Genomic DNA, 18926 nt, shown 5'->3' with positions numbered 1-18926 from the left:
ATTTAGTTTCGGTTACGGCTGACTTTGATGACATCCGGCATGATACGAATTTTCCGCATAATGTTCGCCAGATGTACACGATCGCGGGTAGTCAGGCGAATGAACGCGCTGTATACGCGGCCATCTTTTTCTTCGGTGCTAAGGCTTTGAATATTGGACTGTGCAGCGTTAATCGCCGCCGTAAGATTGGCCAGCGCACCCTGATGGTTAAACATATCCACTTTGATTTCAGCGATAAATTCCTGATCGGTTTCCTGGTCGTCCCAGTCGACCGCCATGAACTTTTCGGGCTCTTTCTGATAGCCGCGAATGTTACGACAGGACTCATGGTGGACCACCAGACCTTTACCTGGGCTGACGTGAGCAATAATCGGGTCACCAGGAATAGGGCGGCAGCATTTGGCAAAAGTGATCAGCACGCCATCGGCGCCTTTAATCGGCAGATTGCGTGTTCCGCTGGTTGCCATTGACGATTGGTCACCCATCAGATTTTTAGCTACTACCACGCTCATGGCATTCCCTAGCCCAATTTCGGCCAGCAGATCATCCATGGTTGGGAGCTTCATGCGGTCCAGCTCGTTTTTGATATTTTCTGGGGGAAGATCGGAGATTTTTTTGCCACTGCCCAGCGCATGATTGAGCAAACGACGGCCAAGAGAAACGGAGTCATCACGTTTGAGATTCTTGAGCATCTGGCGAATTTTGGCGCGGGCGCGTGAGCTCACGACAAAATTGAGCCAGGCCGCGTTTGGACGAGCACCCGGTGCCGTAATAATCTCGATGGTTTGTCCGCTGGTCAGTGGTTGCGACAGCGGATAAGGCTGACGGTCCACGCGCGCGCCAACGCAGGCATGGCCGATGTCGGTATGCACGGCGTAAGCGAAATCGACAGGTGTCGCCCCGGCAGGCAGTTCAACAATGCGGCCTTCTGGCGTGAAAACATAGATTTCATCCGGGAAAAGGTCTGATTTGACGCTTTCGATAAATTCGAAAGAGTTCCCGGCGCTTTGTTGCAGTTCGAGCAGGCTTTGCAGCCAACGCTGTGCGCGGATTTGCGCAGTCGTGCTGTTCTCGCCATTCTCTTTATAAGCCCAGTGAGCGGCAACCCCCATCTCTGCCATCTGATCCATATCTTCAGTACGGATCTGAACCTCAACCGGTACGCCGTGAGGGCCAATCAGGGAGGTATGCAGAGATTGATAGCCGTTGGCTTTTGGAATGGCAATGTAATCTTTGACTCTGCCAGGTCGCGGTTTGTACAAGCTATGAGCCTGACCCAATACGCGATAGCAGGTGTCGAGTTCTTTAACGATGACCCGGAAAGCGTAGATATCCATGATGGAATGGAAGCGCTGCTCTTTCAGGTGCATCTTGCAGTAGATCGAATAGAGATGTTTTTCGCGACCACTGACCCTGCACTGAATTCCTGCCTCGCTTAAACGCCCTTCGATTTCAGAAAGAATCTTCTGAATCATCTCTTTACGGTTACCACGCGCGGCTTTCACCACTTCTTTAATGACGCGATAACGGTTCGGATAGAGTGCTTCAAAACCCAGCTCTTCGAGCTCGGTTTTCAGGTGGTGAATCCCCAAACGGTGTGCCAGCGGGCTGTAAATTTCCAGCGTTTCGCGGGCAATACGGCGGCGTTTATCCGGGCGCAAAGAGCCCAGTGTGCGCATATTATGGGTACGGTCGGCGAGTTTGATCAAAATGACGCGGATATCCTGCACCATCGCCATGATCATTTTGCGGAAGTTTTCCGCCTGAGCTTCTTTCTTATCGCGGAATTTCAGCTTGTCCAACTTGGAAACGCCTTCAACCAGTTCAGCTACACTTTTGCCGAACAGTTGTTCCATATCCTGATATGTCGCAGGCGTGTCTTCAATGACGTCGTGTAATAACGCCGCCATCAGAGTCTCATGATCGAGCCTCATTTCAGCCAAAATACAGGCTACCGCTACCGGGTGAGTAATGTAAGGCTCACCGCTGGAGCGAGTCTGCCCCTCGTGCGCGTCCCGCGCAACGAGGTAAGCCTGCACGAGGCGCTTAATTTGCTCCTCTGGCAGGTATTTTTGAATCAGTTGATTCAGGCTTTCGAAGATGTACAAGTGAGATCCGTTTCGTTAATTAACGACGGCCTTCAGCGATGGCAGTAACTGCCTGAATCTCTGCGGCTTCCTGCTCTTGTTGCTCCTGACGATCGCGAACATCAAGGATCTTATTCGTGATCAGGCCTTCTTCGATTTCGCGCAGGGCGATAACGGTGACCTTGTCGTTTTCTTCAGCGACCAGTGGATCTTTACCACCAGATTGGAGCTGGCGTGCGCGACGAGCAGCCACCAACACCAGGTCAAAACGGTTACCAATTTTTTCTACAGCGTCTTGAACAGTTACGCGTGCCATATATGTGCTACTCCACAGGGTGACGAAAGACTGGGCATAATACTGAAAGTGACTTCAGTCTGCCAATAGTTTGGTGATTAATCCGTCATGACGAAGCTTTTGACGGCTTAGACGAAGACGTTCGGCGCGAATAATGGTTTTTAAATCCGAGAGTGCCAGATCAAAATCATCATTCACAATTAAATAGTCGTACTCAGCAAAATGCGTCATTTCTGCAACGGCTTGCGCCATGCGTTTTGCAATAACCTCTTCGCTGTCTTGACCCCGGCCACGCAGGCGGCGGTCAAGCTCGTCTTTCGACGGTGGCAGTACGAAGATGCTGCGAGCCTGCGGCATTTTTTTGCGAATTTGCTGGGCGCCCTGCCAGTCAATATCCAAAAACACGTCAACACCAGAAGCCAAAACTTGCTCGATAGCTTCACGTGAGGTGCCGTAATAGTTTCCGAAAACTTCTGCATGCTCCAGGAACGCATCGTTTTCAATCATTCCGCAAAATTCTTCTTTAGAGACGAAGAAATAATGCTCGCCATGTTTCTCGCCCGGACGGACTGCGCGGGTCGTATGCGAAATAGAAACTTGCGTATCGTAGAGCGGTTGTGTTTTCAGCAAAGCCTGAATCAGACTTGATTTACCTGCTCCACTCGGTGCGGAGACAATATATAACGTGCCTTGGACCATGATGACATTTCAACTGAATAGGTTGATGGGAAGAGTGCGAAGAGTGATCTTCCGCACAGTATACACGCTAGCCGCTTCTGGTGCAGCGTTCAGACGTATTTCATCGCACCTGAATAAGATAAAACAGTGCCGTTAGTCAATTTCTCGCGTTGTATTCCAAAATATCGACTTTTAGCTGCAACCTACATTAATGATGTGAATGTCGCTCGCATCACCCGTTAATGGGACTGGAAGGTTCTAAAAATCCGGCGTTTACTTGACACCCACAAGGAGGTGCCAATGCGCCAGATATTCAAAATGTTACTGATATTATTGATTTACTCATCTTGTCAGGCTGCGCAGTGCCCTGACTGGCCTCAGTCACGTCTGCGTGAAGAAACCAACAGTCTGGCTGCACAGTTAGGGCAATGGGATGGCATTTACCATCTGCAAGGGCAGAGTCCAATTGACGATGCGTCCTACGATAATTTACGTCTTAAAGAACGCTTTTGGCGGGCGTGTGCCAAACAGCCAGACTATGAACCCAATCCTCCCCGCGATATTGCCTCTGCGCACCAGATTTTGATGGCGCACCCGGTCGCTCACACTGGCCTGAAGAAAATGCGGGATAAAGCAGCGCTCGGAACCTGGATGCGTGCCCATCAGGGTTTGTGGGTACAACCCAAAATTGATGGCGTGGCGGTCTCGCTTGTCTACCGCAAAGGTCAGCTGGTGTCTTTTCTCAGCCGTGGTGATGGTGAGTTTGGCCAGGACTGGACAAACAAGGCGCCGTTCATTCCTGCAATCCCCTCCATCATTGATGATAAGAGCGAACTGGTGGTTCTGCAGGGCGAACTCTATCTGATGATGAACGGACATCAGCAACAATCGGCTGGCGGAGTGAATGCCCGCTCCAAAGTTGCGGGCGCCATGATGCGGCATTTGCCATCAGATCTATTAAAGCAGCTCGGTTTGTTCGTCTGGTCGTGGCCAGATGGTCCGCAAACGATGGAGAATCGCCTGGCTGGTCTTACCCGTTTGGGCTTTACACAAACGTCCACATTTACCCGGAAAGTTGACTCTGTGGATGACGTCGCCTATTGGCGCGAAGAGTGGTTTAGACAGCCCCTGCCTTTTGCGACAGACGGTATTGTGATTCGCCAAGGTGAAGAACCCGCCGGGCAGTACTGGAGAAATAATACAGCTGACTGGGCTGTGGCCTGGAAATATCCGCCGGTGACAGAGGCTACTGAAGTTACGGGTATTGAAACAACACTAGGGCGGAGAGGAAAAATGACGGTTTTGCTCCATCTGAAAGAAATCAAAATCGATGACAAAACCGTCAGCAAAGTCAGTCTTGGTTCTCTGGCACGTTTCAAACAATGGGATGTTGTTCCCGGCGATCAAGTTGCTATCACACTTGCCGGGCAGGGGATTCCGAAGTTAGACAGCGTGATTTGGAGAGTGAAAGATCGGACATTACCCACTTTGCCTCAATCTGAAGAGTTCTCTGCTCTCAGTTGCTTTTTACCTACGCCAGAATGTCGGCCGCAATTCCTTGCCCGCCTTATTTGGCTTAGCGGTCCCGAGGGACTAAATATGTCAGGGCTTGGTGGTGCCACATGGCGTTCGCTGGTTGTGGATCACAAAGTCAGAAGTTTGACCGACTGGTTACAGCTGACACCGGAAACATTGGGCTCAGTACCGGGCATCAGCGCCAAAAAGGCGCAAAAGATTTTCGCTCAGATCCAGCTTTCGCGACAAAAAACATTCAGGCAGTGGCTATCCGCTTTGGGCTTCCCGGTATTTGCCGTCAATGAAGCGGCGACTTACAGAAACTGGTATCAGGTCAAAAATGTTAAGTCTTCGCAATGGCGGCATTCGGCAGGGATAGGGGAAAGGCGGGTGGACGATATTATGGCTTTTATCAATCATCCTCAGGTGGATGCGCTGACTGAATTATTAAGTAAGGAAAAAGTGCCGGCATTTTTGGAGTCCGGCACTTCCGGGAACGAGGAAAAAATTGAGAGAAATTAGTGGTCAGAATGCGGGTAGTTAAATACCGGTAAACCGAGCCGGAACCGTAAAGCAATCAGGCGTGCAATAAAGCCTGCCAGAAGGGTAATGATCACTACCAGATTATGCGGCAGAGAGAAATATTGCAGACCTATGTAGACCCAGGCCGAGGCAAAAGAGATGCCGGCATAGATTTCTTTCTGAAATACCAGAGGGATTTGATTGCACATCATATCGCGTAAAACGCCGCCGAATACGCCGGTAATGACTGCGCAAACCGACGCAATAATTGGGCCGTGCCCCATATCGAGAGCCACCTGCGTACCGATAATGGAAAAGACCACCAGACCCAACGCATCAAGAACCAAGAACAGGCGGCGCAGATGGCGCATCAGCGGTGCCAGCAGGGTGGTCAGGATTGCGGCAGCCGCCACAATCACAATGTACTGAGGGTGTTTAATCCAACCCAAAGGATAATGACCCAGCAACATGTCACGTACCGAACCGCCGCCAATCGCCGTGGCTGAAGCGATAATAATCACCCCGAAAGTATCCATTTTACGACGGCCGGCCGCCAACGCGCCGGTCATGGCTTCAGCAGTGATGCCAATAATATAAAGAACGGTAAGCAACATAGATTTTCGCAGGTTTAAAAATAAGGATTTATCGCTCTTCAGGGTAAAGAGATTTGTTAAATGTCACGACTGAGTTTTTCTGTGAGATACCAACCCAGATTAATAAATCTAATGCATGAGGTCATTTTAAGCAATGTATGCAAGGGTCACAGTCATGGTTTTGTTTTTTCGGATTAGAAATAATCGGTATTCCATCATTCTTGTTCAGAGTGATTTACGCGTACCTGAAATGCTCTTCGCCTACCTTCGAGACATTTAAGTCATCAATAGGTATGGCGTAAAGAAGGTTGAAAGGTTACGATTATTAAAAATCATTACCAATTACAATATCCATCCATCATGGAATAAATCACTGACGTACACGCCGGGAGGATTGCATGAAGCCTGATATTTCGGTTGCCCTAGCGCAGCGCGGACCCGCAGAACATGAACGGCGCGAACAAATCATCAATGCCGCTTTTGACCATTTCCGTCACTATGGTTACGCCAAAACGTCAGTTGCCGATCTGGCAAAGGCAATTGGCGTCTCCAGTGCGTATATTTATAAGTTTTTTGAATCAAAACAGGCGATTGGTGAAGCTGTATGTTCTCAACGCGTGGGACAGATAGACCAAGCGTTGCGCGAGATTGCCAATAGTGATGAATCGGCAACATTGCGGCTTCGTACGATCTTTAAAGCACTGATGACCAAGAGTTTGGATCTGTTTTTCGAAGACCGGAAGTTGCATGATATTGCCGCTGCTGCCGCGGCTCAGCGCTGGACTTCAGCACAGAATCATCGGGCTGAGGTCTACAGTATTATCCAGCAGGTTATTGTCGATGGCAGAGAGTCCGGAGAGTTCGAGCGCAAAACGCCCCTTGATGAAGTCTGTCTGGCCATTACCAGTGTCATGACGCCGTTCTCACATCCATTAATGCTCGAGCAGAAAACACCTGAGCAGCTTGAAGAACGCGTGGTAGCTATCACTTCTTTGGTATTACGTAGCCTGTCGAATTAACATTCTGCATAAGATATTTTAAGGTTACAGGTTTGCAAAATCGTAATTCATCACATACTGTCATCCATTATGGCAAAACATCCCGCTGTTGCTGAGTCAGTTTTCCAGCGAGCCAGCGCATTAAAATGAACGTAGAGAACGAAAGAGGAACATTTTATGACTCATCGTCGAGTGGTTATTACCGGCATGGGGGCTGTGAGTCCTCTTGGCTGCGATATCGAAACTATCTGGAAACGCCTGCTGGCGGGGCAATCGGGTATCCGTGTGTTGCCGGAAGAGATCGTTGAAACGCTGACCGTAAAAATTGGTGGTCAGGTGCAAACCAAAGAGCAAGACCCTGAGTCTGGTTTCGATCCAGACCAGTTCGTGGTGCCGAAAGATCAGAAAAAAATGGACCGTTTCATTCTGTTCGCCATGGCAGCAGCGGATATGGCCATTACCAATGCGGGCTGGAAAGCGGAAACCGCAGAACAGCAGGAACGCACGGCGACCGTGATCGGTTCCGGTATCGGTGGATTCCCGGCTATTGCTCATGCGGTACGCACCAACGACAGCCGTGGTGCTAAACGTTTGTCACCTTTCACCATTCCGTCATTCTTGGTCAATCTGGCAGCGGGTCAGGTTTCCATTAAGCACCAATTCAAAGGGCCGATAGGCGCGCCTGTAACGGCTTGTGCCGCTGGTGTTCAGGCAATTGGCGATGCAGTGCGTTTGATTCGCAATGACGAAGCCGACGTAGCGCTCTGCGGTGGTGCTGAAGCGGCGATCGATACCGTCAGCCTCGGTGGTTTTGCTGCGGCTAAAGCGATGTCCGCTGGCCACACCGATCATCCTGAGAGAGCGTCCCGTCCATTCGACAGTGGCCGTGATGGTTTTATCATGGGCGAAGGCGCCGGTATGTTGGTTATCGAAGAACTGGAACATGCCAAAGCGCGGGGTGCGACCATTCTGGCTGAGATTGTCGGTTATGGTACCAGTGGTGATGCTTATCACATGACGTCCGGTGCGGAAGACGGTAATGGCGCAGGGCGCGCGATGAAAATCGCTTTGCGTCAGGCGGGCTTACAGCCGTCGGATATTCAGCATTTGAATGCACATGCCACGTCTACACCTGTAGGTGATCTGGGTGAAATCAACGCCATTAAAACCTTGTTCGGCACTGACGGTAAACTGGCTGTGACCTCGACCAAATCGGCTACCGGTCATTTACTTGGTGCGGCGGGCGGTCTGGAGACTATTTTCACCATCTTGGCGATTCGCGACCAAATCGTGCCGCCTACGCTGAATCTGGAAAATAAAGATCCCGCAGCCGAAGGCCTAAATATTGTCGGTAACACCGCACAGCCCCATGCCATCACCTACGCACTGTCGAATGGTTTTGGTTTTGGTGGCGTCAATGCCTGCGTACTGTTGAAACGTTGGGAAAACTGATTCGACGGTTTTCCAGGTGCTAAACGAAAAAAGCCCGCTGATTTTTAGCGGGCTTTTTGTTGTGTTCACCAGCCTGAGATTATTCGATGTTCTGAATCTGCTCACGCATTTGTTCGATCAGTACTTTCAGCTCGATAGCCGAGGTCGTGACATCAGCGTTAATCGACTTGGAGGCCAGGGTGTTCGATTCGCGGTTGAATTCCTGCATCATGAAATCGAGACGGCGGCCTACAGCCTCTTCTTTCTTCATGATTTTATGCGTTTCTTTGACGTGTGCTTCCAGTCTGTCCAGCTCTTCCGCCACGTCTACGCGTTGCGCCATCAATACCAGTTCCTGCTCCAGACGGGTATTTTCTAGCTGAACTTGCGCATCTTCCAGCTTGCTGATCAGACGCTCGCGCTGCCATTGCAAAATATTAGGCATGTGGGCACGAACTTTCACCACTTCAGCGCTGACGCCATCGAGACGTTGTTCGATCATGACTTTCAATGCCGCGCCTTCACTTTCGCGGGCGGCGATGAAGTCATCAATGGCGGCATCCAGTGCTGACAGCAGCTCAGTGCTGATTGCATCTAAATCTTGCTCTTCAGCTAGCATCACACCCGGCCAGCGCAGAACTTCCAGCGGGTTAATTTCGCCTTCATCGCTTTGCATTTTGACCCACTGCGCCGCTTCGACCAGCTGTTTAGCCAGTTTTTCGTTGAGTTGCAGCGCGCTTTGCGCACCTGGGTCGAGATCAAAACGCAAATTACATTCTACTTTGCCGCGAGTCAGGCGGGCACGGATGCGTTCACGAACGACCGGCTCCAGGCTACGGAATTGCTCCGGCAGACGGATGTAAGTTTCGAGATAACGTTGGTTTACCGAGCGGAGTTCCCACGCTGCGCTGCCCCAGTTGCCTTTAATTTCGCGGCGGGCATAAGCTGTCATACTACGGATCATGTCTGCATACCTGTTAATGTAAAGATGAAGCGATTATAGCTTCGGTGGGCGGGTCATGATAGGCATTACCTGATGAAGCCCGTATAATGCGCAGCCAAACATGAATCGCGACCCGGAGATCAACCCATGCGTCCAGCAGGCCGAAATGCACAACAGGTGCGCCCCCTGACACTGACCCGTAACTATACCAAACATGCCGAAGGCTCAGTTTTAGTGGAATTTGGTGACACCAAAGTGCTTTGCACCGCCACGGTTGAAGAGGGTGTTCCGCGCTTTCTGAAAGGCCAGGGTCAGGGTTGGATCACTGCCGAATACGGCATGTTACCCCGCTCAACGCACACCCGTAATTTCCGCGAAGCCGCAAAAGGCAAACAAGGTGGCCGTACACTGGAGATCCAGCGTCTGATCGCCCGCTCCCTGCGTGCCGCAGTAGATTTGAAAAAGCTCGGTGAATTCACTATCACCCTCGACTGTGATGTTCTGCAGGCCGATGGCGGTACCCGCACCGCGTCAATTTCCGGTGCCTGTGTTGCTTTAGCCGACGCGCTCAACAAACTGGTTGCCGCCGGTAAACTGAAAGCTAACCCGATGAAAGGTCTGGTGGCCGCAGTTTCCGTGGGTATCGTGAAAGGCGAAGCGCTTTGTGACCTCGAATACGTTGAAGATTCTGCTGCAGAAACCGACATGAACGTGGTGATGATGGAAGACGGCCGCATGATCGAAGTGCAGGGTACTGCAGAGGGCGAGCCGTTCAGCCATGAAGAGTTACTGAGTTTGTTGTCTCTCGCACGAGAGGGAATCAACACTATCTTTGCAGCGCAGAAAGCGGCGCTGGCTGAATAGTTTTTAAGGCGACTCATGAGTCGCCTTTTTTATGGCCTGCGGGTCGACGATGTCGGATGAGAACAGTTTAGAGAGGAAGTACACCCATGAAAGCTTATCAGCGCCAGTTTATCGAGTTCGCCCTGAACAAACAGGTTTTGAAATTTGGCGAGTTTACGTTGAAGTCTGGCCGTATCAGCCCTTACTTCTTCAACGCTGGCTTGTTCAATACAGGACGTGACCTGGCATTACTGGGACGTTTTTATGCCGAAGCCTTGATGGACTCTAAAATTGATTTCGATTTACTCTTCGGTCCGGCTTATAAAGGTATTCCGATTGCCACAACGACGGCTGTCGCGCTGGCTGAGCATCATGACCGGGATGTCCCTTATTGTTTCAATCGCAAAGAGGCCAAAGATCACGGAGAGGGCGGATTGCTGGTAGGTAGCCCGTTGCAAGGTCGAGTCATGCTGGTAGATGATGTGATCACTGCCGGTACGGCTATCCGTGAGTCAATGGAGATCATCGCAAACCACCAGGCAACCTTGTCAGGAGTGCTAATTTCTCTTGATCGTCAGGAGCGCGGGCGTGCTGATATCTCTGCGATTCAGGAAGTCGAACGTGATTACCACTGTCAGGTTATCTCGATTATTACCTTGGCTGACCTGATTGCTTATCTGGAAGAGAAAACCGAAATGGCCGATCATCTGGCGGCAGTTCGTGCTTATCAGCAAAAATACGGCGTCTGATTTCTCATCTCTGAATCGTCCCCTTAAATCTGCAAGGAAGTCAGTATGGATCTGTCGTCGCATAAGAAGGGTGTCATGCCGTCGGGGGCGGCAGAACATCTTTGCCGCTCTCTCTCCTCACTCGTGGACTCTCCATCTACGGAAAACAGCCGGTTATCGCCGGCGGTTTTTCAGCAAATCCTTATCTTTTGCGGCGTACGCCCTGACATCCCCGTCTGGCGAAGATTCCTTACGCTGTTTCTTTCCCTGCTGGGATTTCTGGCACTGGTAGCGGGCGTCATATTTTTTGTCGCCTGGAACTGGGCCAGTATGCCGAAGATGGTGAAGTTTGCGTCGGTGGAATTGCTGATTATTGCGTTGGCCGTTGTGGTCTGGTGGCGATGGTATGACGGTGTTTCCCGTGTGGCGCTGTTGGCTCTGGGGTTAAGTTTTGGCGGGTTGTTTGCGTTATATGGGCAGATTTATCAGACCGGTGCCGATAGCTGGGAGCTGTTTCGCGCATGGACGCTGGTTCTTCTGCCACTGGCACTGATTGGCCGTCAGAATGCCCTGTGGTTCTGCACCTGGGTCATCGCCAATCTGGCCTTCCAGCTCTATTACGCCAGCCGTGTGGTATCTCTGTTTGATGATGTCATGCTGACGCATTTCTCATGGCTGGCTGATACCACGCTTTACGCCTATTTCGCCATTCAGGGGATGTTACTGATCCTGCGCGAAGCGTTATCTGAACGGGCGGCAAGAAAAGAATCGCATAGCTGGTGGGCACGCCGCTGGATGCCACGGGCGATGGCGGCCTACCTGCTGATGACAATCACCCCTGCCGCTGCCGAAGCCGTCTCATATTGGGGCAGTGAGTACGGCAGTAAAATATCCCTGCTAATCTGGGCCGTGACCTTGTTGGCCGGATATTTTTATTATCACTACCGGCGCCCGGATTTATGTGTGCTCACGCTGGGCGTAATAAGCGTCATGCTTGTCGGTTGCGCCGTGATCATGCAGCTGTTTGACCGTTCCTGGGACGTCGGAACGCTTTTTGCTGCGGGATGCTTAATCGCGTTATGGCTTGCAGGTGGTGGCGCTGTGTTGTTGCATTGGCGGCGTAAATTGTACCCACGGCAAGTGGCTGATATCACGCCCAGCGAGATTGACGGCCTGCTGGGTAAACTTCGCCACCATCAACTTCTCAACGATGAACAGGTATCTGATATTCAGCAGCGCGATCACTCGGATGATCTACCTTGGTATCTGCGCGCGGTGTTAGCCGCGGGCGGCTGGGCAGCGGCGCTGATCATTCTGTTGCTGCTGGCTCTGATGCTGTATACCACTGATTTATTGGACTCGCTGACCGGTACTACGTTGATTATCCCCTCATTGCTGATCGCTGCTCTGGCTGGCGTTTTTTTACGGGCTAAGGGTATTGGCATACAGCACATTGGTTTGGCCTGGGCCATCGCCGCCACCTGCGGACTATGTCTGGGCGTCTATTTACTGATTGATCCGCGGTGGGACGAAAGTTTTGTACTCCGCTCATTCTGGTTCCTGCCGGTGCTGGCACTGATGGGGCTTTTCATGCCAAATCGCATGTACCGTTTTATGGCGGTCACTGCGTTTATTCTCGTTACGGTTTTGTCATCGGGTTACAGCGCCAGTTTGTATCTCACACCCCGCCTGGCTGTCGGCCTATTATCGTTGCTGGTGGCCTGCATTGTTGCGCTATGGCTGTGGATTATCTGCCGTCAGGAGAGCGTTAACCGGGAGGTAGTGGCTTGCCTTATGTACGGAATTCCGACAGCCCTGATGCTGCTGTGTCTTGCCGGTGTCCACTCCAATTTTGTTGACGAATTTATCTGGGACAACACGGTGACGGCTTATCTTCCTGCCGTTATGGGCTTTGGCATCGCCGCCGGATTATTTGGCTGCGGGTTGGTTCAGGTGGGTGCCTTCCGTTCACCCGCAACGGCGATTTATCTGCCAGCAGCCATTATCTGCGCGGTAATGGCCATTTTTGCACCGGGTATCGGCTTCGGGCTGGCGCTGTTGTTGGTGGCCCGTTATCTGGGAAGTAAAGGATGGCTGGTGACCTCCGGTTGCTTCCTGATGCTCTACCTCACCGACTGGTACTATTTCCTCAACGTGACCTTATTGCAAAAATCACTGCTGCTGCTGGTCACCGGCGTTATCCTTTTGGGGTTGGCCTTTGTGGCGAAGAAACTGCTGCCAGCTGGCACGGGAGCGACTTATGCGAACTAAGCCTCTGTTGAAGTGGCTCGCTGGCGGCGTAGTGCTGTTCGTGTTGATTGCCACCAACGTGTCGATTTATCAAAAAGAACAGTTGCTTAAAAATGGAGCTGTGGTGATTTTAGAACTGGCACCTGTTGATCCACGTTCGCTGATGCAGGGGGATTATATGGCGCTGAGTTATGCCATTACCCGCCCACTTCAGCAGCAGTTGTATGAGCAAAGTAATGCCTGTCAGGATCCCGGCACGGCGTGTTTGCCTGCCAACGGGAAAATCATTGTGGCGCTGGATGCACAGCGTCGCGCAGTGCGTGCGGACTTTGATAAAGGACAGCCATTACAGCCGCAGGAGATGGTGATGAAATATCACTTGTCTGCCAGCGGACTTAATATTGGCACGCCGAGCTATTTCTTTCAGGAAGGGCATGCCGAACGTTTTGCCGGGGCGCGCTATGGGGAGTTTCGGGTCGACACGGAAGGGACGGCATTGCTGACTTATCTGCTGGATGCACAAGGGCAACGTATTCTTCCCTGAACATAAAAAGAAAAGGGCCAGAAGGCCCTTTTTTCTCGGTAGTACATTGCAACGATTTACTGCAACTGAGCTGCTATCAGCGGCCAACGGGTATCGAAATCTTGCGTCGGGCGGTATTTAAATTCTGATCTGACAAATCGAGAGAGCATACCTTCACAATAAGCCAGCAACTGGCTTGCCAGCAGTGTTTCATCGTAGGTATAACCGCTGCCTTCACGCAGTTTCTTTTCCCGCAGTACTTGCCTGAGTTGCACCTCAATGCGTTCAAACAACTGATTGATGCGTCCCTGAAGCCTGTCCTGTTCAAACATCAATGCGTGCCCGGTCATGATTCGGGTCAGGCCAGGATTGCGTTCCGCAAAGCCAAGAATGAGCAGCAGGATCAGACGAAGTCTGTTCAGCGTATCTTTCTCATCTTGCAGAATCAGATTAATACGGGTGATCAAACTGTCTTCGATAAACTCAATTAAGCTGTCGAACATCCGCGTTTTACTGGGAAAATGACGGTAAAGTGCAGCTTCAGAGACCCCAACATTGGCGGCAAGCTTTGCCGTAGTGATCCTCTGGCTCCCATCGCTGGATTGGAGCATTTGCGCTAATACCTGCAAAATCTCCTCACGCCGGTTCCTTTTGGTAGTTTCTTTTTCTGCCATGTCTTAATAGACCCTTGCTAAAAACGGCTTAAAACATAAGAGCCCACACGCTTGCCGCATGAATCTCAGAGATCCTGCGGCTTATTAGTTCAATACCCTTCGTAACAGAAGCCGCCGGTGCGGCAGCTATCAGCAACATGAATAGAGTGGGTATTACAATGTGGACTGGTAGTGATAAGGATCTGTTCAGTACCGTGACTATCGCGCGGTGCTGAACAGGTTCTTATTGGCGTCCTGAATGGCCAAAGCCACCTTCGCCACGTTCGCTGCTTTCAAAGTCTTCAACCAGATTGAATTCGGCCTGAACAACCGGCACGAAGACCATTTGGGCAATACGTTCGCCTGGCTCAATAATGAATGTTGTCTGGCCGCGGTTCCACACTGACACCATTAGCTGGCCTTGATAATCCGAGTCAATCAGACCCACCAGATTACCTAACACTACACCATGTTTATGACCGAGACCCGAGCGCGGTAAAATAACCGCTGCCAGATTAGCATCACCGATGTGAATAGCCAGACCCGTTGGCAGCAGGTTTGTTTCGCCCGGTTTTAATTCAACGGCTGCATCAAGGCAGGCACGCAGATCAAGCCCGGCTGAACCTGGAGTGGCATAAGCTGGTAATGGAAAAGTCGAACCGATACGCGGATCGAGAATCTTAATGTCTATTTTTTTCATCATAACGGCTGACTATCTCATCGAGTAAACGTTGGCCAAGGAGAGTTTTATCGCTAAGCGGTAAAACAGCCTCTCCATCCTGCCAAAAGAGCTGCAACGCATTGGTATCACCATTGAAACCATGCCCTGCAAGGGAAACGTCGTTAGCGCAAATCAGGTCCAGATTTTTACGAATCCGTTTTTGCCGTGCGTATTCTTCCACATTCTGGGTTTCGGCAGCAAACCCGACAACGTAGGGGCGATGGCTTTTCATTGCACCGACGGCAGCCACAATGTCAGGGTTTTTAACTAATTTCAGTGTGATTTCATCGCCTTGCTTTTTGATTTTCTCATTGGCAATGACTTCTGCACGATAATCAGCCACCGCCGCGCAGGAGATAAAAATCTGCTGGGACGTGATACTGGCTTGCACCGCACGCTGCATGTCGAGTGCACTTTCAACGTCTATCCTTGTGACATTGGCGGGTGTCGGTTGTGTTACCGGGCCGGCAATCAGCGTCACATGAGCACCCCGATCGGCGGCCGCTTTGGCAACAGCAAATCCCATTTTCCCCGAACTGTGGTTAGTGATGAATCTTACCGGATCCAGTGCTTCACGAGTTGGACCTGCCGTGACCATAATGTTCAGATGAGCCAGGTCGCGGCGTGGAGCAAAATACTCATTCGCCATGTCCACAATGACTAAGGGATCGAGCATTCGGCCAGGGCCTACATCACCACAGGCCTGACTGCCGCTGTCCGGTCCCCATAACAGTGTTCCTCGCTGGGCCAGGCGTTGCAGATTTTCCTGCGTGGCCACAGCCCGGTACATCTGTTGATTCATCGCGGGAACGACGGCAATCGGGGCGGCGGTTGCCAGACAAACGGTTGTCAGCAAATCGTTAGCCATACCTGCAGCCATGCGGGCAAGTAAATCTGCGGTTGCCGGTGCAATTAGTACCAGATCGGCCCACTTGCCCAGCTCGATGTGTCCCATGGCCGCTTCGGCCGCAGGGTCGAGCAGGTCATCGGACACCGGATAGCCGGACACCGCCTGCAAGCTGAGCGGAGTAATAAAGGATTTCGCCGCGCTGGTCATCACTACCCGCACATCAGCGCCCCTGTCGCGTAAGCGGCGTACCAGCTCAGGTGCTTTATAAGCAGCGATACCGCCGCTGACACCGAGCACAATATGTTTGCCGGAGATCCCCGTCATCATGATTGTCCGATTCTAAGCCGAAAGAAGCGACATTTTAGCATAACGCCGATTGATGACAGCATCTGGCGCGGTCCGATGGTTGATAATTAATTTTTTGCGCGATGCCTCGCAAGGATGAAAAACGACAAATGCACGGACGGCAGGGTGTGCCAGTATGTGGCCGCAACAAGGAGCGCATGTGGAAAAAAATAGGGATATCTGGCAAGGAGAACTTGCCCCAAGAGAGAAACTACTAAAATTCGGTGCACGGGCGCTAACTGACATTGAGTTGTTAGCCATCTTCTTACGTACGGGAGGGCGGGGCGTCAATGTAATGAAACTGGCCGAGAATATGCTCGATCACTTTGGCTCGTTGTACCGCCTTATGTCTGCAGAGTTTGAGGACGCCAATGCCGTAAAAGGCCTTGGCATAGTGAAATATGTGCAACTGTCTGCGGTGTCAGAGTTGTCACGACGGTGCCATGCCTGTCGTCTTTCCAGTGAAAGTGCGCTGCTGAGCCCGGCAATAATCGAGGAATACCTGCAAAATATTCTCGCTTACCGCGAAAGGGAGGTGTTTTTGGTACTTTTTCTCGACAATCAACACCGCGTTATTCGCCATGAGGAGATGTTTGCTGGTACCATTAGCAGCGTAGAAATTCATCCACGCGAAATTGTTCGCGAGGCGCTGAAGGTTAATGCGGCAGCTGTCATTCTGGCGCATAATCACCCGTCCGGCGTGTCTGAACCCAGCGCAATGGACATTCGGGTGACCGAGCAGATAATAAAAGCCTGCCAACTGTTGGGTATTCGTGTACTTGACCATTTAGTCATAGGTCACGGAGAAACGGTCTCTTTTGCCGAGCGCGGTTGGATATAGAGTTCTTTTTTGAAGATCCTTGAGGATCTTTAGCTGTTCGGGACTTGAGCACTTACGCTACAGAGCGTATACTACGCCACCTTTGAGAATCTTGGGTTTGGCGTTAAGAGCCTATCTCAGCAGGTTTCATACCTGATGAATTGGTTTTTTACCCGACGACAGTGAGTCGGTTCTCAGTGGAGTTTGCTGAGATGGGCTCTAAAAGCCTGACGAGGCGGCCATACCCTATACGAAGCTCGAGCTGATTTGATTTTTGGAGATATAGACATGTCCCGAGTCTGCCAAGTTACTGGCAAGCGCCCGGTGAGCGGTAACAACCGTTCCCACGCAATGAACGCGACCAAACGCCGTTTTCTGCCAAACCTGCACTCACACCGTTTTTGGGTTGAGGCTGAGAAGCGCTTTGTAACTCTGCGCGTATCTGCTAAAGGTATGCGTGTTATTGATAAGAAGGGTATTGAGACGGTCTTGGCCGATCTGCGTACCCGCGGTGAGAAGTATTAAGGAACTGAATCATGGCTAAAGGTGTTCGCGAGAAGATCAAGCTGGTTTCTTCTGCTGGTACTGGTCACTTCTATACCACTACGAAGAACAAGCGCACTAAGCCGGAAAAACTGGAACTGAAGAAGTTCGATCCAGTTGTCCGTCAACATGTGATCTATAAAGAAGCTAAAATTAAGTAATTTTAGTGGATTAATAAAACCCGGCTCCGGCCGGGTTTTTTATTGCCTGTTTTCTGAGTATCCGTATTCTTGGGTATTGCCGCGGTTTACCCCGCACGCCTGTTTTGCCGTTTTGTAGGAGAAACCATGCCTGAATTGCCAGAAGTGGAAACCAGCCGAAGAGGTATTGAGCCTTACCTTGCCGGGCATACCATCGTTCATGCCATTGTGCGTAATTCCCGTCTCCGCTGGCCGGTTTCACTGGAAATCATGGGGCTCAGCGATCAGCCTGTGCTCAGCGTTCAGCGGCGGGCGAAGTATCTGCTTATCGAATTGAAGACAGGGTGGATCATCATCCATCTTGGGATGTCTGGCAGCTTGCGGATGCTGCGTGAAGAGACCGAGGCGGGGAAACACGATCACGTTGACTTGGTTATGGAGAGCGGCTATGTACTGCGTTATACCGACCCACGTCGTTTTGGTGCTTGGCTGTGGTGTGAGGATTTAGAAGCGAGCAGCGTACTTGCCCATCTTGGGCCTGAACCGCTGAGCGAGGATTTCTCGGCTGATTATCTTTTTGAGAAATCGCGCAGCAAAAAATCGCCGGTGAAGCCCTGGTTGATGGACAACAAAATCGTCGTTGGGGTGGGGAATATTTATGCCAGTGAATCGCTGTTTGTCGCCGGTATCTCCCCTGAGCGGCCTACCAATAGCCTGACAGATGATGAAGTGTCATTGCTTGTTGTGACTATCAAAGCGGTGCTTTTGCGCTCGATTGAGCAGGGCGGCACGACGCTGCGTGATTTTCTGCAAACTGATGGTAAGCCGGGATATTTTGCGCAGGAATTACAGGTGTATGGGCGCGCCGGAGAACCCTGCAGGGCGTGTGGTACGCCGATACTCAGCCTGAAACAGGCTCAGCGAACCACATTCTTCTGTCCGCAGTGCCAGCGCTGAGCTTAGCCTTCGGCTATTTTCTTCAGCAGGGCCTGCGTGATATTGTCGGGGAGGAAGGGTGTGATATCACCGCCGTGACGCGCCACTTCCTTCACCAGTGATGAAGAGATAAACGACCACTCTTTTGATGGCATCATGAACACGCTTTCCAGCGTAGGCATCAGATGCCGGTTCATATTCGCCAATTGCATCTCATATTCAAAATCAGACACTGCCCGTAAGCCCCGGACCAGTACGGTCGCATTATGGTCTTTGGCAAAGGTCGCCATAAGATCGCTAAAGCCGATAACTTCAACGTTCTTGAGATGAGAGATGGCAGCTGTTGCCAGCACAACGCGCTCATCCAGCGTAAACAGGGGCTTTTTACTTGGGCTTGCGGCGATCGCCAGAATCACGTGATCGAACATCAACGCCGCACGGGTAACCAAATCCAGATGACCATTGGTCATTGGGTCGAATGTGCCGGGATAAATCGCCTTAGTGCTCATGGT

The 18926-nt window shown here is 51.2% G+C and carries 20 protein-coding genes; 11 read left to right on the top strand and 9 right to left on the bottom strand.

The window, feature by feature from the left end; translation table 11 throughout:
- Positions 1-2: 2 nt before the first annotated feature.
- Genes spoT through gmk form a run of 3 tightly spaced genes read right to left on the bottom strand, consistent with a single transcriptional unit; the run spans position 3 to position 3081 of the window.
- Positions 3-2108, bottom strand: a complete 2106-nt coding sequence (gene spoT, locus ACZRKO_RS21400; RefSeq protein ID WP_463739254.1) for a bifunctional GTP diphosphokinase/guanosine-3',5'-bis pyrophosphate 3'-pyrophosphohydrolase — start codon at positions 2106-2108, stop codon at positions 3-5.
- A 19-nt stretch (positions 2109-2127) separates the two neighbouring features.
- Positions 2128-2403: a DNA-directed RNA polymerase subunit omega gene (rpoZ, locus tag ACZRKO_RS21395; protein ID WP_056777549.1), complete on the bottom strand. Its 276-nt coding sequence runs from the start codon at positions 2401-2403 to the stop codon at positions 2128-2130.
- A gap of 54 nt (positions 2404-2457) precedes the next feature.
- A complete protein-coding gene (gene gmk / locus ACZRKO_RS21390; protein ID WP_463739253.1) occupies positions 2458-3081 on the bottom strand; it encodes a guanylate kinase in 624 nt (207 codons plus the stop codon).
- 279 nt (positions 3082-3360) lie between these two features.
- Between gmk and ligB the strand changes: the two genes are divergently transcribed.
- Positions 3361-5097, top strand: a complete 1737-nt coding sequence (gene ligB / locus ACZRKO_RS21385; protein ID WP_463739252.1) for an NAD-dependent DNA ligase LigB — start codon at positions 3361-3363, stop codon at positions 5095-5097.
- Here the strand turns inward: ligB and ACZRKO_RS21380 are convergent.
- On the bottom strand, positions 5094-5711 hold the full coding sequence (locus tag ACZRKO_RS21380; RefSeq protein ID WP_463739251.1) for a trimeric intracellular cation channel family protein: 618 nt from the start codon (positions 5709-5711) through the stop codon (positions 5094-5096). The genes ligB and ACZRKO_RS21380 overlap by 4 nt on opposite strands.
- A gap of 377 nt (positions 5712-6088) precedes the next feature.
- On the opposite strand from ACZRKO_RS21380, the gene ACZRKO_RS21375 reads away from it, so the two are divergent.
- Together ACZRKO_RS21375 and fabF are read left to right on the top strand one after the other, a co-directional pair.
- Entirely contained in the window at positions 6089-6709 is a 621-nt protein-coding gene (locus ACZRKO_RS21375; RefSeq protein ID WP_463739250.1) for a TetR/AcrR family transcriptional regulator, read from the top strand.
- A gap of 156 nt (positions 6710-6865) precedes the next feature.
- A complete protein-coding gene (gene fabF / locus ACZRKO_RS21370; RefSeq protein ID WP_463739249.1) occupies positions 6866-8140 on the top strand; it encodes a beta-ketoacyl-ACP synthase II in 1275 nt (424 codons plus the stop codon).
- A 79-nt stretch (positions 8141-8219) separates the two neighbouring features.
- On the opposite strand, the gene ACZRKO_RS21365 is transcribed toward fabF, so the two are convergent.
- Positions 8220-9083 (bottom strand): YicC/YloC family endoribonuclease, encoded by an 864-nt coding sequence (locus tag ACZRKO_RS21365; RefSeq protein ID WP_463739248.1) that lies wholly within the window; start codon positions 9081-9083, stop codon positions 8220-8222.
- Positions 9084-9209: 126 nt separating this feature from the next.
- Between ACZRKO_RS21365 and rph the strand changes: the two genes are divergently transcribed.
- The 4 genes from rph to ACZRKO_RS21345 all read left to right on the top strand — a co-directional run bounded on the left by rph (position 9210) and on the right by ACZRKO_RS21345 (position 13427).
- Positions 9210-9926, top strand: coding sequence for a ribonuclease PH (rph, locus tag ACZRKO_RS21360; RefSeq protein WP_140474799.1), 717 nt, complete (start codon positions 9210-9212; stop codon positions 9924-9926).
- An 86-nt stretch (positions 9927-10012) separates the two neighbouring features.
- Positions 10013-10654: an orotate phosphoribosyltransferase gene (pyrE, locus tag ACZRKO_RS21355; RefSeq protein WP_463739247.1), complete on the top strand. Its 642-nt coding sequence runs from the start codon at positions 10013-10015 to the stop codon at positions 10652-10654.
- Positions 10655-10699: 45 nt separating this feature from the next.
- A complete protein-coding gene (locus tag ACZRKO_RS21350) occupies positions 10700-12904 on the top strand; it encodes a DUF4401 domain-containing protein (RefSeq protein ID WP_463739246.1) in 2205 nt (734 codons plus the stop codon).
- The gene (locus ACZRKO_RS21345) at positions 12894-13427 is read left to right on the top strand and encodes a GDYXXLXY domain-containing protein (protein ID WP_463739245.1); all 534 of its coding nucleotides are present in this window, start codon (positions 12894-12896) and stop codon (positions 13425-13427) included. Before ACZRKO_RS21350 ends, ACZRKO_RS21345 begins: the two co-directional genes overlap by 11 nt.
- A 56-nt stretch (positions 13428-13483) precedes the next feature.
- Here ACZRKO_RS21345 and slmA read toward each other — a convergent pair whose 3' ends face one another.
- From slmA to coaBC, 3 genes are all read right to left on the bottom strand, one after another.
- Entirely contained in the window at positions 13484-14080 is a 597-nt protein-coding gene (gene slmA, locus ACZRKO_RS21340; protein WP_463739244.1) for a nucleoid occlusion factor SlmA, read from the bottom strand.
- A 223-nt stretch (positions 14081-14303) separates the two neighbouring features.
- Positions 14304-14762, bottom strand: coding sequence for a dUTP diphosphatase (gene dut / locus ACZRKO_RS21335; protein ID WP_463739243.1), 459 nt, complete (start codon positions 14760-14762; stop codon positions 14304-14306).
- Positions 14740-15957, bottom strand: a complete 1218-nt coding sequence (coaBC, locus tag ACZRKO_RS21330; RefSeq protein ID WP_463739242.1) for a bifunctional phosphopantothenoylcysteine decarboxylase/phosphopantothenate--cysteine ligase CoaBC — start codon at positions 15955-15957, stop codon at positions 14740-14742. The genes dut and coaBC overlap by 23 nt, the downstream gene beginning before the upstream one ends.
- Before the next feature lie 154 nt (positions 15958-16111).
- On the opposite strand from coaBC, the gene radC reads away from it, so the two are divergent.
- The 4 genes from radC (at position 16112) to mutM (ending at position 18435) form a co-directional block, all read left to right on the top strand.
- Positions 16112-16816 (top strand): RadC family protein, encoded by a 705-nt coding sequence (gene radC / locus ACZRKO_RS21325; protein ID WP_463739241.1) that lies wholly within the window; start codon positions 16112-16114, stop codon positions 16814-16816.
- Between the two features lie 267 nt (positions 16817-17083).
- A complete protein-coding gene (gene rpmB, locus ACZRKO_RS21320; RefSeq protein WP_004953342.1) occupies positions 17084-17320 on the top strand; it encodes a 50S ribosomal protein L28 in 237 nt (78 codons plus the stop codon).
- Between the two features lie 11 nt (positions 17321-17331).
- Positions 17332-17499 (top strand): 50S ribosomal protein L33, encoded by a 168-nt coding sequence (gene rpmG, locus ACZRKO_RS21315; RefSeq protein ID WP_004392084.1) that lies wholly within the window; start codon positions 17332-17334, stop codon positions 17497-17499.
- A gap of 126 nt (positions 17500-17625) precedes the next feature.
- Complete coding sequence (gene mutM / locus ACZRKO_RS21310; protein WP_463739240.1) at positions 17626-18435, top strand: bifunctional DNA-formamidopyrimidine glycosylase/DNA-(apurinic or apyrimidinic site) lyase; 810 nt, start codon at positions 17626-17628, stop codon at positions 18433-18435.
- 2 nt (positions 18436-18437) lie between these two features.
- Here the strand turns inward: mutM and coaD are convergent, their stop codons facing one another.
- Complete coding sequence (gene coaD / locus ACZRKO_RS21305) at positions 18438-18923, bottom strand: pantetheine-phosphate adenylyltransferase (protein ID WP_463739239.1); 486 nt, start codon at positions 18921-18923, stop codon at positions 18438-18440.
- Positions 18924-18926 lie beyond the last annotated feature (3 nt).

This window comes from Ewingella sp. C233 (assembly GCF_055407225.1).
The sequence above is the reverse complement of the archived record's forward strand: the minus strand, read 5'-3'. Positions and strand labels throughout refer to the sequence as shown.